We start from the raw sequence: 14077 nt of genomic DNA on the forward strand, positions 1-14077 counted from the left end.
TGGCATTGATTCTTAAGCTGGAACTAGCCAGAGAAATCCCCTAGTCATTGACCCATAACAGGAACAGTAGGAATGGATCTAGTCCTAGATCTGGCACAGCTATTTATTAACGGAATTGCTGTGGGCAGCATTATTGCCCTAGCAGCAGTCGGTCTGACCTTAACCTATGGCATTCTCCGTTTGCCGAATTTTGCCCACGGGGACTTTATGACCACGGGGGCGTTTCTGACCTATCTGTTTAATACCCAAGTTCTAAATCACGTGGTATTTGGGGTGGACTGGTTAGATAGTTTGTTTGCCCAAGCCAATGTTTGGATCTCGATTATTCTCGCTACGATCGTTACGATTGGTGGATTCTTGGTTTGCGAGTTTCTGATCTGGGCCAAGATGCGCGATCGCAGAGCCACATCCACGACGCTGATCATTATTTCGATTGGTCTGGCGTTGTTTATTCGCAACGGCATTATCTTTATCTGGGGTGGGGGCAATAAAAGCTATAACTTGCCTGTGGCCAAGGCCGCTGAAATTTTGGGCGTGGTTAAAATCCCCTATTACCGTTTGATCGTGATTGGTCTGGCAATCTTGGCAGTGGTCGGTCTGCATTGCTTATTGCAGTACACCAAAATCGGAAAGGCGATGCGAGCCGTGGCGGATGATATTGATCTTGCGAGTGTTTCAGGGATTGATGTCAGCCGGGTGGTGCTGTGGACCTGGGTGTTAGCCGGAGGCTTAACGGCTTTGAGTGGAGGCATGTATGGTCTGATTACAGCAGTGCGACCGAATATGGGCTGGTTTCTGATTTTGCCCATGTTTGCCTCGGTGGTACTGGGAGGGATTGGCAATCCCTATGGTGCGATCGCAGGTGCAATGGTCATCGGTATCGCTCAAGAAGTAAGCACCTACTGGCTCCCCACGGAATACAAACTTGCGATCGCGCTTTTAGCAATGGTGTTAGTCCTCCTCGTACGCCCACAGGGACTATTTAGAGGAACGATTTAAGGATTTTTGACAAAGATTATTCTTCTCTAAATCTAGAAATAAGTTTCTGTGGATATTTCTTGTATTTAGTGGAGGAGTTCTTCAACTATCCTTGCTTTATGTGACTACTGCTCTCTAAAAATTTGAAGTAATTCTTATAAATTTACTTTCGCTAATTGTCTTCTACCGTTTATCACTAACTCAAAAGATATTGAGTATGCTCCAATATCGTTATTGGAAATAGCAGTTGATCAATACGGTCAAATTTCTAGATTCTTTGCTTAAGCCATAGCCTACCTTTATGGACTATGGACAGATACCTTGTCAGTGGTGGGTATCCGCGCCAGTCACAATTCACCGTAAGATCTCGGCATATTAACGGAAAACAATGTCTTCATTAATTGGCCATAGCTTGGCTGGATTAACGGTCGGGGTTACGAATAAGTATTCCTGCTTTCTAGCAACATCCTGGGCAAGACTGCTGTGGATGTTCTAGCTGGTTGTAGTTGCGATCGCACCTGACTTCGATTATGTTGTACCTTTCTTATATCCCAGTGCCAATGCAGGATTGTGCATTACTCATTCCCTCTGCTGCGCTCTGCTTTTACCCACTCTCACCATTGTTTGTCTGAGAGTATTGGGATGCGATCGCAAATCCCTCTCCAAGGCCACAGCACAGTTGACCTTAGCAAGTTTGTCCCACATCGGCTTAGACCTTTTAGTGGGCGTCACTGCTTTGCCCCTACTGTGGCCTATCAACAGCAATGTATTTAAGCTCCCATTCGGTCTCCTTCCCAGTGCAGGCAAGCCCAGCCTGTCCAACTACTATTTCTACTACAACTTAGGCATTGAAATGGGCGCACTGATTCCCTTAAGCTGTGGCCTAATCATTAGCCAATACAAAAGACTATCCGTGTGGAGATGGGGAATTATTAGCCTGCTCTTGTCAGTGTCGGCCTATTTCATGAATTGGGCCTATGGGTTAAGTCGCTAGCACCATCTCCTGAGGGTGATGGCGGTCTCCCCCCTACATCATCCGATACAACATAGAGTAATGATTCAGACAAAAAATTCTTAGTGCCCCTTATCACATGGAACTCCATCTTGTTGATCAAAATCCAGCTGTAGTCACGGCTTGGCAAACCTCTTTTGCCCATATTGAAGGGGTGTTTATTCACCCAGGAGATATCCTTTCGATCGCTGAAGATACGATTGTTTCCCCAGCCAATAGTTATGGATATATGGATGGAGGAATTGATAATTTATATATCAAGTTCTTCGGATTAAAAACACAGACAACACTGCATAAGATAATCGAAAAAAGATTAGAAGGATATTTACCCATTGGCTGCGCTGAAATCATAAAAACAGATCACCACCGAATACCGTATATGATTGCCGCGCCAACAATGGTAACTCCAGAAGCAATACCTTCGAAAAACTGTTTTTATGCAATGATAGCTATCTTGAATTTAGCTTCACAATATCCACACATTGGCAAAATTTTCTGTCCGGGGCTAGGAACAGGTATCGGTTGTGTTGAACCTACTCTTGCAGCCCAGGAGATGGCAATGGCTTACAGGAAGTGGTTATATTGTTCCCCAGCTTGATAGCACAACTTTTTGTGCTATAGGAGGGAAATAATAATCGAGTGATTCTTATTATTAAGAATATGACACAACTAATGCTGATCAAAAAGATGATTTTCTTGACCCTCAGCCTTATCGGCATGAGTCAGCCTATATTACAAAATCCAAAACAGGCAATAGCACAAAACTCGTCTTTAATTCCTTCAACATCTGCACAGAAACAGGCTGATTTATTACTCTATGGAGGTCCTTGAACCCGATCTCCATTAGTATAATGGTATCTCGAAGAACTAGCAGTCCCGTATCAGTATGTTTCTTTAGATATCCGAGGCCAAGAACAGCGACAGCCTAAATTTCTAACCATCAATCCCATAACTTAAAAGTTCCAGCCATAGTAGATGGAACTTTTAAGTTATGGGAATCTGGCGCCATTCTCCTTTATTTGTCAGATAAATATGGAAAAGAACCACAGTCTATCGAAGAACGAGCCATCCTAAATCAATGGGTCATCTTCGCTAATGCAACCCTAGGACCCGGACTATTTCGCAAAGATCGACGAGAGCGAGAAATGCCCAGATTACTGGCACCTTTAAATGACATCGTTGAACAACAGCCCTTTATCCTTGGCTCTGAACTCAGCGCAGCAGATGTAGCAGTAGGTTCATACTTGTACTATGCCAAACTCGGGCTGTCTCTAAATTTCAGTGACTACCCAGCTGTAGACACCTATCTCAATCGCCTCTCAAAGCGGCCAGCATTTATCAAAACCATGGGGCCGCCATAAAGTCGCACCAATGCCCTGACAATCAGTCGTTCAATGGTGACTCATCCTTTTGCTAGTGATTTGAGAGCCGGATCGGTAAAGTCTTGGATACAGTATTCAGCACCCGCCTGTTTCAGTTCTGGTTCTGAGTGAGTGGTGAGGACACCCCAGCATCGCATTCCCGCATTTCGCGCCGCTTGCGTACCTACGATCGCATCTTCAAATACCAAACATTGATCCGGTGAAACCCCCAACCGTTCTGCCACTAACAGATAGCACTGAGGATCAGGTTTGCCTCGTTCCACATCCGTTTCGATCACCTGGGCAGCAAAGAAGCCCCCGAGTTGATCTTGCTCCATCAATAAGTCCACATTTTCCCGACAGGCAGAGGTTCCTAATCCTAGCTTGAGCCCTGCGGCCTGAGCCTGTTGCAAAAATGAAATTAGCCCCGGCATCCACTGAATCTCATCCTTGATTAAAGAGCGATAAACGGCTTCCTTCTCAGACCCCCAGCGCTGAATATCGGCATCAGAAACAGGATGTCCTAACAACTCAGGCAACAGATCTTCATTCCGTTTTCCCCCCATTTGCTCTAAACGGTCTCGGCTAGCCACGGCTAATTCTGGAATCGTCGCACTATATTGCAGCCAAGCATCCAGGTGATAGGGCATCGTATCGCAAAGAACCCCATCCATATCGAAAATTAGGGCTTGCAAAGGCAATGTAGAATTCGCAACGACCTGACTTTGAGGAGAAATAGAAGCTGGTTCATTCATAAGGCAAAGGATCCAAAACTGAACACACCGTAGAAAACATGCTAACTTTTATAAAGTTTATTTAAGCATCCTGCCTGCCTTTTGCCCTATGACTTTGTCAAAACTCTTGTACTGGACCTATACCTTCATTCATCCAGTCCTGATGTGGACATTATTAGGCATCTGTATCTATGCAATGACTTTAGGGCTGAAGATTCGCACCACTCGCACCACCACAGATAAAGATCTGCGTAAATCCCTGATCAAGCAGCGGTTCAATATCAAACATCACCAAATTGGGGCATTGTTGCTATCAGTCATGGTCCTTGGGGCAATTGGCGGTATGGGAGTCACCTATATCAACAACGGCAAGCTATTTGTGGGAGCTCACCTATTAGCAGGGTTGGGCATGACAGGACTTGTAGCAATTCTTGCCAGTCTCACTCCCCTGATGCAGCGGGGGAGTCAAACCGCTCGCAATGTCCATTTATGGCTGAGTATATTGATTCTAGGCCTCTTCGGTTGGGAGGCACTTACCGGTATGCAAATTGTGCAACGGATTATCGAACAGGGCTAGAAACCCTTGCCACAACATAATATTGTTAACATAAGTTCACCTAACCTCAATAGATATGACCTCTACAGCAAGTTCCAATCGTTGGCTCACACTTTTATTTCAGTCCACCTCGGACACGACCGTTTGGTTCCAAGTAGCCTTGACGATCTTGCGAGTCGTCGTGAGCTTTTTCATGATTCACAATGGCTTGGATAAGCTAGCCGATGTGGACGGGTTTGCCACCAACGTGGTTGCTAATGGCATGGGCCTCCCATTTCCCGTGTTTCTCACCTATTGCTCTGCCTATGCCGAAATCATCGGCTCCATTCTGCTGATTTTAGGTCTGCTGAGTCGGCCTGCAGCCTTGTCTTTGTTCTTCACCATGGCCATGGCAATTTACTTCCACCTCAAAGTCGATGGCCTGCAAATTGGGTCTTTTGAAACCGCCACCCTTTATGCCTGTGCGTTTCTATTTTTCCTCGTCAATGGCGGGGGGCAATATTCTCTCGATGCGCTGATTAGCAAGCAACTCAACGGATCTAACGATTAATCTCAGATTTTACCAATATTTGAAAAAGCATCCGGTCCTTAAACTGGGTGCTTTTTCATTGAGGCATCAACCCATTCCTTCCGATTTTGCCAAATTAAAAAAGCGGGTTAGCTTGGGTTCAAACAGCAGTTTTACCGTACCCACAGGACCGTTTCGGTGTTTGGCAATATTGAGTTCGCAGATGCCTCTCTCCGCGCTGTCAGGATCATAATAATCATCCCGATACAGAAGAACAATTAAATCTGCATCCTGCTCAATGGAACCAGATTCTCTTAAGTCAGACATCAAAGGACGTTTGTTGGTCCGGGATTCTACACCCCGACTAAGCTGAGATAGGGCCACAACCGGGACATTTAGCTCACGAGCTAAGCCTTTCAAAGCTCGGGTAATTTTAGAAATTTCCTGCACACGCCCATCTGTAGCCTCCCCGCCCATGAGCTGGAGATAGTCTAATAAAATCATTCCCAAGCCTTCGGGATGCTCTGATTGTAGGCGTCGAGCATTGGACCGCAGTTCCGTAATCGAGGGATTAGGCGAATCATCAATATAAATCGAGAGCTGAGAGAGCTTACCAATGGCTCGACTCAGGGGTTCCCACTGGGTTTGATTAATCCGTCCAGCCCGCAGGTAGTTACTGTCAATACCGGCCTCTCCAGCCAGCATCCGTTGAACTAACTGCTCTTTAGACATCTCCAAACTAAAGATAGCGACGCCCAAATTATGGATTTCACAAATTTGACGAGCAATTTGTAGGGCGAGTGCCGTCTTACCCATGGCAGGACGACCCGCCACAATAATCAAATCTGACCGCTGGAAACCTTGGGTCATGGCATCCAAATCGTAGAAGTTGCAGGATAATCCTGGTAAGACTTGCCCTAAAGATCGCTGTTCTAAATCAGCGAAGGTACTCGCCAAAATATCTTCCGTGGCGACCAATCCTTGCCGAACCCGATCTTGGGTAACGTTAAAAATTTGTTGTTCAGCTTCGTCCAGAACCGTTTCCAAGGTTTTGGAGGTGTCATAGGCCAGTTGCATGACCTCTGTCGCTCCCTTGATCAACTGCCGCCGCAAAAACTTGTCTTTGATCAGGGCCGCATATTGGTCAATATTAATGGCGCTGACCGTGCGATCCACCAACTGAGCTAGCTTGCCTTGGCCTCCCACTTTGTCGAGGAGATCATGATCTTGCAGCCAAGCGGTCACACACATCAAATCAGTGGGGCTGCCTTGGCCATGAAGATTCAGTGCGGCACGATAAATTTCTTGATGCGCACTGAGATAAAAGGTCTCGGGTCGCAGTAAATCTGCAACTCGGCCAATGGCTTCGGGGTCCAGAAGAATACCCCCCAGAATGGATTCTTCGGCTTCAACATTCTGTGGGGGTAAGCGATCGCTAGCAGGCTGAAAATCTAGCTCGTAAACCATAGGTATGCCAACAGGTAAATCCCTTTAGTTAGAGGATAATCTGACTTGGGAGGTGCCAGCACCCTAGTATTTATAGAGGAACAACTTCCACTTTGACAGTAGCAATTATTTCTGGGTGGAGTTTAATATCCACGGAGTAAGTTCCCAGCTTGCGGATATCGGGGATATCGATGCCTCGCTTATCGATTTCGAAACCGCTGATATTAGCGATGAGTTCGGCAACGTCAGGAGAGGTGACTCGACCGAATAGCATCTCTTCTTCGCCTGCTTTTTGCTCAATGCGGAAGGTGCCAATGGTTTGGAGGGCGACTTTTTGTTTCGCGGCCTCGTCCTTAATGCCTTCTAAGCGCTTGAGTTCTTCGGCTTTGCGATACTCAATCTGCTTGAGTACACCAGGAGTGGCTCGATAAGCGATTCCCTTCGGAATTAAATAGTTGCGGGCAAATCCAGGCGCAACTTCTACTAGGTCTCCTGAATAACCTAGTTTTCTGACATCTTCATTCAATACGAGCTGAACGCGTTTTCCCATAGCCCTAAGTGCGTCGATACATAAATTTCAGTGAAAGCACTTGATCATACCCAACTTGGAGGTGCTTTGGCAATGTCAATTTTCGAATATCGTAAGAGCCACTGATTTGGAGAGTTCTATTAACTGGTGATTTTTTAAAACTGTTTGCGTGGATGCAATGGAGATGTGCTAGAATCCAAAACTGTTGACAAAGTAGGGGTCGGTGCCCGAGTGGTTAATGGGGGCGGACTGTAAATCCGCTGGCTACGCCTACGCTGGTTCAAATCCAGCCCGGCCCATTGTCAATAATTTGCCCATGTGGCTCAGTGGTAGAGCACACCCTTGGTAAGGGTGAGGTCACCGGTTCAATCCCGGTCATGGGCTTTGACTACAAACCTTATAGATTCAGTGTTTCAGCAGCTTTTATGAATGGCTTGGGTGTCATTCTTCTTTTTAATTTGTTCAAACGCTGCTCCCGAGGTCAACATCATAGTGCTGTCGAGATGACATTGATCCTCGTATAGGACTGCAATTGATCAGTTTTTCAATACTCTCTTGAGATTTATCGGGAGGTACATGAGTTTTGTTGTCTAGCCCTGGCAATACTAGTAGCGTCTCCAGAAACAGGGACTTTCATTAATCCCTACAGAAGTAATCAAGAAATATTTAATTTTGACAATCGAGAGGTGATTTTATGAAGCTTAATCAGCTTATTGCTGTCATGCAGTCAGTGAAAAAAAGAGCTGCAGACGAGAAGACAAAGATATACAAACAGACTCAGAAACCTGAACTATTTCAAGGCTTATCGCGGACCTACTCACCAAAGGATGAAGAAGGCCATGTTTATCCCCCGGAATCTCAGAAGGTCACATATAAGGCAGGGGAGGCACTAGAAGCCTTCTCAAAAGCCTGCCAGGACTTATTTGATAGTGCTTTAACCCAAGATGAAGCTAATACCTCAGCAAGAGCCAACATAACCTTGGATGACGACACAGTGATTGCGTCCGATGTCCCGGTCACATACTTGATGTTTTTAGACAAGCAGTTGACCGATATCAGAACCTTTCTCAGCCATATCCCTACCTTGCCCATTGATGAGGACTGGGAATATGACTCTAACCGAGGATTTTATGTCACTCGCCCCCGAGAGACCACTAAGACAAAGAAGGTGCAAGAGTTTGTGATTGCTGCTGAGGCAACAGAACATCACCCTGCCCAAGTCAAAGAAGTTACGAACGATGTGGTTGAGGGGACCTGGTCTTTGGTTAAGTTCTCTGGTGCTTTGCCACAGTCAGAACTAGATGAAATGCGGCTTCGACTTGATGTACTTCAAAAAGCTGTAATCAAGGCTAGAGAAGAAGCAAATAGCATCGAAGTAAGTCAAAGAACTATATCGAATAACATTTTTGACTATTTATTTAGGTAAGGTTAGATTGAGTGTGAGCATAGATTTAGATTCAGTATCTTAAAGGTGATTGGATGGTTCAAATCCTCCCTCTCGCACTGATAGGCGAGAGTGTGCTAATTGGTAAAGCAGCTTTTGATGCATTAAGACTAAAAAATCAAACTCAGTTTATTGCTCTAGTCTTAATCTAAAATCCACTCTTGTGAATCAACCAAAGTTCAACAACACATGGGATATACGAGTTCAACTCTCGTCCCGCTCCCCAAATCTTGAGCGGGTAGTTTAATGGCAAAACACCCTTGTATTAAACTGATTGAGCTTTAACCGGACATAAAATAGTCTCAAGCAAGTGGCTCTTATACACTGAACCCCGGCAGGTGGTATTTGCTGGGGTTTGTCTTTAGCTATACTCACTTTCGGCGATGGTATTTCATAATGAGATCCTAGCCTGGATTAAGAGCATCTCCGAAGTACTTCTATAAAAAGATATAGGTTTCAATTGATGTAAAAAAAGAGTTATTGACAGTCTCGGAATTGGGTGAATTAAATTCCAAAAAGTGTCTTTTGCTTAAAAGAACACTGGTCTAATTCCTGCCTTGAGCTTATTAAGAAATTCTTACATAGAAAAATACTTGCTGATTACTGTAATTTCTGGCAGTCACCACAAAAGAGATAATTGTAAATTTAATAAAAAATCTATCCTAATGTATTTCTACCTACTAATTACAACATAATCGTTGTCGCCTCATTCTCATCTAATCGGGATGAGCAACTATATTGAGTGATCTGCGAAAAATCAGCAAAAAATTCCTCTTTATTTATGAGCCGACTAGATGAATGAAAAACCGCTTTGACCACTCCTCCAAATAAAATTCGATCGCCATTAACTAGAGTGTGACTCTGAACACGGTTGCCATTGACAAAGACACCGTTGAAACTCGATTTACCATTAACTGTTCCATCAATCAGTTGATATTGATAGGTTCCTTGACTTAAATCAGATATCTTCTCTACAGTTGCATGGATACGTGAAATCATATCGTTGGCCACTACTATGTCATTAGATGAATCCCGACCAATGGTATATTTCCAATTCATTAATGTGACTATCTTTTTAGGTTTTGTATTAACAACAAGATAATGATGCTGCTTGAAGTGATGTGTTTGCTGACGCATACTATTTCTATATGTATATACCAAATACCTGAGTTTTCTTTCGCTTGAAATACGTAAGACAACTGTTTTTCTATTACAGTGATATTTAGCAAAAATGAACGTGATTTATATCACAGATTTTTTGTCAATATTCTTAAGCCATCTCATAAATATAAGCCTGACTTCAAAAAAACTGAGACTATATTCATTCTTAGAAGTTAAACGATTATCCCATTTGGAATCTTCAGCTCAAGATCCATATGATTTCGCTTATTCTGGCCATGATCCGAAAAAAATAGGATAGTGTATTTCTTAGGGTCAATAGGCTTGAAATTAGCCCTGTACAACTCCACTAACACTTGTAGTTTGCAGAGCATGAAAGAGCAAATCAATATGATCAACAAATGCCAAGCGATGGCCATGTCTGTAGATTATGGGCAACATTTTTGTTGGGGTTCTGACTCTATACAACCCATTCAGTTTGAGTCACTGGCTGTTGGATGATCAGGCGTTTCAGGCGGCGGAACTTTTTGAAGATAAGGCTCCATGGGTACCACAGTTGTCATTTTGTTGAGAATAGCTTCAATCTCGCTCAGGTATTCACATTGAAACCGATCCTGGGTGGATAAGACCCGCCGTAGAGCATCTATCACAATTTTCTCACAGGCTTCTGCCGATAGCCCCATTTCACTCTGATGCCCAACTATAAAGTGATGCAAGAAATAGGCGTATCCTCCCGTCATTAAACCCTGTAACAGTGTATTTTCTTGCCTTAGAGCTTCTAGTTCTTGTTCAAGATTTTCCATAGTAGTTCGATGAAGGAAGGAGACAATTTACATAATGGTTCAATTCAAATTCTTTCATGAAAGCTGCTCTGGATGACAATACCAGTACTTCGGTCGTGCTGGTGCTTGAGGATAGTTAGATCAAATTTGTGTAGCTTGGGTCAGTTCTGATTACGATAGATAAGGCATGACAGATGGAACGAAAGATGATCAAACGCTGGTTTGCGATCGCATTATTGTCTCTAATCACTTGGCTAGGCCCCATAGGCATGGCGGCTGAAGCCCAAGACCTCGCCAAGGCCACCTTTGCAGGCGGATGCTTCTGGTGCATGGAGAAGCCTTTTGATGTCATCGATGGTGTCGTATCCACTACATCAGGATATACCGGCGGTAAAAAACTGAATCCCACCTATAAAGAAGTATCGTCAGGAAAAACTGGTCATGCCGAATCTGTGCAGGTGGAATATGACCCCAGTAAAGTCAGCTATGAAACCCTTCTGGAGGCGTTTTGGCAAAATGTTGATCCATTAGATGCCGGGGGACAATTTTGCGATCGCGGCGACCAATACCGCACCAATGTCTTCTACCATTCAGATGAGCAAAAAGCCCTAGCCGAAAAATCTAAAGCTGAATTAGATAGCTCTGGTAAATTTGCCACGCCCATCGTCACGGAGATTGTCACAGCAGCAACCTTTTATCTGGCAGAAGACTATCATCAGAACTATTATCAAACCAACTCCAACAAGTATCGCTTTTATCGGTATAGCTGTGGCCGAGATCAGCGACTCACCAAACTCTGGGGAGAAGAAGATAGCTAGCACAGTAACTATAGGAGCTAGGCATCAGACCAATTAGAGCTAATTGGCTTCTGTACTATCCTCTTCCTCAAAGATAAACGGAGCAATCTGCTCAGGGTTGTCTTGGAGCAACGTCGCCAACAAAAAACTAGCAATGGTCCAGGTCTGATATTTTCGAGAAGATTTACCGACCAAACGCCCATTCTTGCCGTCATAATATTCGGGCCATTCATCTTCTTCAAATCGGTAGGAGGCCGTCATCCAAGCCTGTTCCCCTAATTTTTGACGTTTGGTTTTAATGGCAGCCGCCATCAGCATCCACAGCAACACGGGCCAGCTGCCGCCATTGTGATAGGACCAGGGGGTATTTTTAGGATCCGAACCCGTCGTAATCCGCCACTCTAACCCTTCAACCGCCGGAAAACAGATTTTCATCGGCATCCGCCCAACTAAATCGTCCCACTGTAGTTCAATCAGATCCATGATTTGCTGGCTTTGAGTGGAATCAGCCATAGAGGTCATGATGGCCATTAAATTGCCCAAAGCAAAGAAGCGAAAATCCATCCGACTAGGACCTAGATTTCCGGCTAAATAGCCAGCCCAATCTGGCATCCACTCCGTTAGCCAGTAAGGAATGGAATCCGGATAAATATTGAATTTATTCATCACCGACTCCCCAAATTGATCCCCTTTATAGCGATGAATTTCATTCAGTTTGTCTAGATCTAGCCAATAGTAGTTACGCACTCGAAACAGGAGCGCCTGAAGGCGATCATTAATCTTGCGAATCCAATTCTCTCCTTCTGAGGTGGGTGTCAATAATTCCCTGGCTGACCGCAGGGCCCCATAAAACAATGCTTGAATTTCTAACGGATGGCCATCTATCCCCATCCGGCGGTCAATCATACAGGCTGCATCAGGCACCAATAAAGTGGGCGACATCTCAAATTGTGAACTGAGGCAAAGCTTGAGAATTAGATGTAACCCTTCCTGAAAATCGGGCCGCTTTGCTAAAGCAGTATCTCCAGACGCTTTCACATAAGCTCGCAGTACAATAATCCACCATAAACACGAATCAATCGGTGTCACCCGACCAATCGCATGGTCGCCAAAATCAGCAGTGAGATATTGACGCCCTGCTTCCGTTTGCACTTTAAAACTGGCAGGCATCAATCCTAAAGGAACCTCAAAACCATCCACTCGCCGAACCTGCTTTTGTAAAGCTAACGTCTCTACCAAAAAATTTTGAACAATATCATGTCGCTTCTGCAGCAAAAAAACGAAGGCGGAAGGGACAAAATCCCGCACAAAGCACTGATCGTAATTGAGGGCATCCGCGTCTGAATCCTGAGCGGCAATCGTACCTACAGGGCGATCCTGATAATAGATAATGGCAGACTCATGGAGCTTTTCTGCCATTTGGATAATCGGTAGTTCAGACATCATGCCCTCTCAGACGCAGCTGGTCTAGGTGGGAACAGGGTTCCAAAACTGATGCTCCCGTTGGATAGTACTCAGGATACCCATCGAGTTGGGAGGATTACTATAGCCGCGTAAACAGCAGCTATAGACAGTTTTTTAGAGCTTGCTGAAGTTCCTTCGCAGTTTGAAAGCGATGATCCGGATGGGGATGGGTCACTTTTTCAATAATGGCTTTGATCTGAGTTGGAATGCTCAGGATATTCGCCAATTCAATCCGATAGCCATGACCCAGGTTTTTGTAAAATTGCAGTGGACTTTGACCTGTAATCAGGAATAAAAGAGTTGCACCAATACCGTAGAGATCCGATTGAATCGTGGGACGACCTAATCCCTGTTCTGGTGCACTATAACCCTCAACCGCAATCCGGGTTCCGGGGACAAGGCTTGCTTCTTTAACAGCTCCAAAATCAATAATAAAAACTTGGCTGTCTCGATTCCGCACCAGAATATTACCGGGCTTCAGATCTCGATGAATGATCGGTGGATTATGACAATGAATGTAGTCCAAAATGTCACAGGCCTGAATCATCCACTGCAACACCTGATGCGGTGGTAACGGGCCATGCTGATTTACCCACCGATCTAAATCTTGGCCGTGAATCAGCTCCATCACGAGATATTGTTTATCGTTCTCGGTAAAGAAATCGTATAACCGGGGAATACCAGAGTGCTGGAGAGATCTCAGCATCCGAGCTTCCCGCTTGAATAATTCCTGTGCCTTAGGAATTTTTTCCATATCGGCATTCATTTCCTTGAGCACCTGAAGCTGAGGTTTTTGACTCTTATCATCCTGGTGCCGCACCAAGAAAGTGGTTCCCATGCCTCCCATGCCAATGACCTTCATGACTTCGTAAGGACCAAGCGTCTGGAGAACCTTAAGGGATTGACCACAATGCACGCAAAAAAGGTTGCCTGGCAAATTACCCTCATGGGAGCAGGAAGAATTCTGGGAACGAGTGGTCGCCGATTGACGTTTGGCTCCAATCTGGTAGGGAAGTTGCTGCTGAAATCTCAAAATCGGCCCCGTCAATCCTAGCTGAATAATTGTGTCATCGTTGAGTTCTGCCTGGTTCGTCAGTTTTCCATTTACAAACGTTCCATTGCTGCCCAGACTATGGAGTTGCCAGGTAAAGGAGGACTCTAGCTGTTTGCTCAGACGCAGTTCAAGATGATACCGAGACACCAGTATGTCTCTGAGGACAATGTGATTATCGGAAGAACGGCCAATATTAATCTGCTTAGACGTGGTGAACAGCCATTGTTTGATAGGAGCCTTATTGGTGGGGTCAAGAAGGGTTAATGTAACCACATTGCAAAATTAATCAGTCA

General features: G+C 44.7%; 14 protein-coding genes, 2 tRNA genes and 1 pseudogene. 10 read left to right on the top strand and 7 right to left on the bottom strand.

Annotation, left to right across the window (positions count from 1 at the left end; all coding sequences use genetic code 11):
* Positions 1-72 precede the first annotated feature (72 nt).
* The 4 genes and pseudogenes from I1H34_RS10070 (at position 73) to I1H34_RS33075 (ending at position 3351) form a co-directional block, all read left to right on the top strand.
* The gene (locus tag I1H34_RS10070; protein WP_212665498.1) at positions 73-999 is read left to right on the top strand and encodes a branched-chain amino acid ABC transporter permease; all 927 of its coding nucleotides are present in this window, start codon (positions 73-75) and stop codon (positions 997-999) included.
* Between the two features lie 490 nt (positions 1000-1489).
* Entirely contained in the window at positions 1490-1972 is a 483-nt protein-coding gene (locus I1H34_RS10075) for a metal-dependent hydrolase (RefSeq protein WP_396124649.1), read from the top strand.
* A gap of 97 nt (positions 1973-2069) precedes the next feature.
* On the top strand, positions 2070-2588 hold the full coding sequence (locus I1H34_RS10080) for a macro domain-containing protein (protein ID WP_212665499.1): 519 nt from the start codon (positions 2070-2072) through the stop codon (positions 2586-2588).
* A gap of 62 nt (positions 2589-2650) precedes the next feature.
* Positions 2651-3351, top strand: a pseudogene (locus I1H34_RS33075) (glutathione S-transferase family protein).
* Between the two features lie 41 nt (positions 3352-3392).
* On the opposite strand, the gene I1H34_RS10090 reads toward I1H34_RS33075, so the two are convergent.
* Complete coding sequence (locus tag I1H34_RS10090) at positions 3393-4106, bottom strand: HAD family hydrolase (protein ID WP_212665500.1); 714 nt, start codon at positions 4104-4106, stop codon at positions 3393-3395.
* Positions 4107-4194: 88 nt separating this feature from the next.
* On the opposite strand from I1H34_RS10090, the gene I1H34_RS10095 reads away from it, so the two are divergent.
* Positions 4195-4662: a DUF4079 domain-containing protein gene (locus I1H34_RS10095; RefSeq protein ID WP_212665501.1), complete on the top strand. Its 468-nt coding sequence runs from the start codon at positions 4195-4197 to the stop codon at positions 4660-4662.
* A 55-nt stretch (positions 4663-4717) separates the two neighbouring features.
* Complete coding sequence (locus I1H34_RS10100) at positions 4718-5191, top strand: DoxX family protein (protein WP_212665502.1); 474 nt, start codon at positions 4718-4720, stop codon at positions 5189-5191.
* 66 nt (positions 5192-5257) lie between these two features.
* On the opposite strand, the gene dnaB is transcribed toward I1H34_RS10100, so the two are convergent.
* Entirely contained in the window at positions 5258-6616 is a 1359-nt protein-coding gene (gene dnaB, locus I1H34_RS10105) for a replicative DNA helicase (protein ID WP_212665503.1), read from the bottom strand.
* Positions 6617-6686: 70 nt separating this feature from the next.
* Positions 6687-7145, bottom strand: coding sequence for a 50S ribosomal protein L9 (gene rplI, locus I1H34_RS10110; protein ID WP_212665504.1), 459 nt, complete (start codon positions 7143-7145; stop codon positions 6687-6689).
* A 196-nt stretch (positions 7146-7341) separates the two neighbouring features.
* Here rplI and I1H34_RS10115 point away from each other — a divergent pair.
* From I1H34_RS10115 to I1H34_RS10125, 3 genes are all read left to right on the top strand, one after another.
* Positions 7342-7423, top strand: a tRNA-Tyr gene (locus I1H34_RS10115).
* A gap of 13 nt (positions 7424-7436) precedes the next feature.
* A tRNA-Thr gene (locus tag I1H34_RS10120) sits at positions 7437-7508 on the top strand.
* 310 nt (positions 7509-7818) lie between these two features.
* Positions 7819-8550 carry a DUF7873 family protein gene (locus tag I1H34_RS10125; protein ID WP_212665505.1) on the top strand — a complete coding sequence of 244 codons (732 nt, stop codon included), beginning with the start codon at positions 7819-7821 and terminating at the stop codon, positions 8548-8550.
* Between the two features lie 702 nt (positions 8551-9252).
* Here I1H34_RS10125 and I1H34_RS10130 read toward each other — a convergent pair.
* Both I1H34_RS10130 and I1H34_RS10135 read right to left on the bottom strand, forming a co-directional pair.
* Positions 9253-9705, bottom strand: coding sequence for an FHA domain-containing protein (locus tag I1H34_RS10130; protein ID WP_212665506.1), 453 nt, complete (start codon positions 9703-9705; stop codon positions 9253-9255).
* A 455-nt stretch (positions 9706-10160) separates the two neighbouring features.
* Complete coding sequence (locus tag I1H34_RS10135; RefSeq protein ID WP_235108166.1) at positions 10161-10490, bottom strand: hypothetical protein; 330 nt, start codon at positions 10488-10490, stop codon at positions 10161-10163.
* Between the two features lie 185 nt (positions 10491-10675).
* Here I1H34_RS10135 and msrA point away from each other — a divergent pair, with 185 nt between their 5' ends.
* On the top strand, positions 10676-11287 hold the full coding sequence (gene msrA, locus I1H34_RS10140; protein ID WP_212666218.1) for a peptide-methionine (S)-S-oxide reductase MsrA: 612 nt from the start codon (positions 10676-10678) through the stop codon (positions 11285-11287).
* A gap of 39 nt (positions 11288-11326) precedes the next feature.
* Here the strand turns inward: msrA and I1H34_RS10145 are convergent, their stop codons facing one another.
* Positions 11327-12709, bottom strand: a complete 1383-nt coding sequence (locus tag I1H34_RS10145) for a glycoside hydrolase 100 family protein (protein WP_212666219.1) — start codon at positions 12707-12709, stop codon at positions 11327-11329.
* A gap of 121 nt (positions 12710-12830) precedes the next feature.
* A complete protein-coding gene (locus tag I1H34_RS10150) occupies positions 12831-14057 on the bottom strand; it encodes an FHA domain-containing serine/threonine-protein kinase (RefSeq protein ID WP_212665507.1) in 1227 nt (408 codons plus the stop codon).
* Positions 14058-14077 lie beyond the last annotated feature (20 nt).

This window comes from Acaryochloris marina S15 (assembly GCF_018336915.1).
GTDB classification, from domain to species: domain Bacteria; phylum Cyanobacteriota; class Cyanobacteriia; order Thermosynechococcales; family Thermosynechococcaceae; genus Acaryochloris; species Acaryochloris marina_A.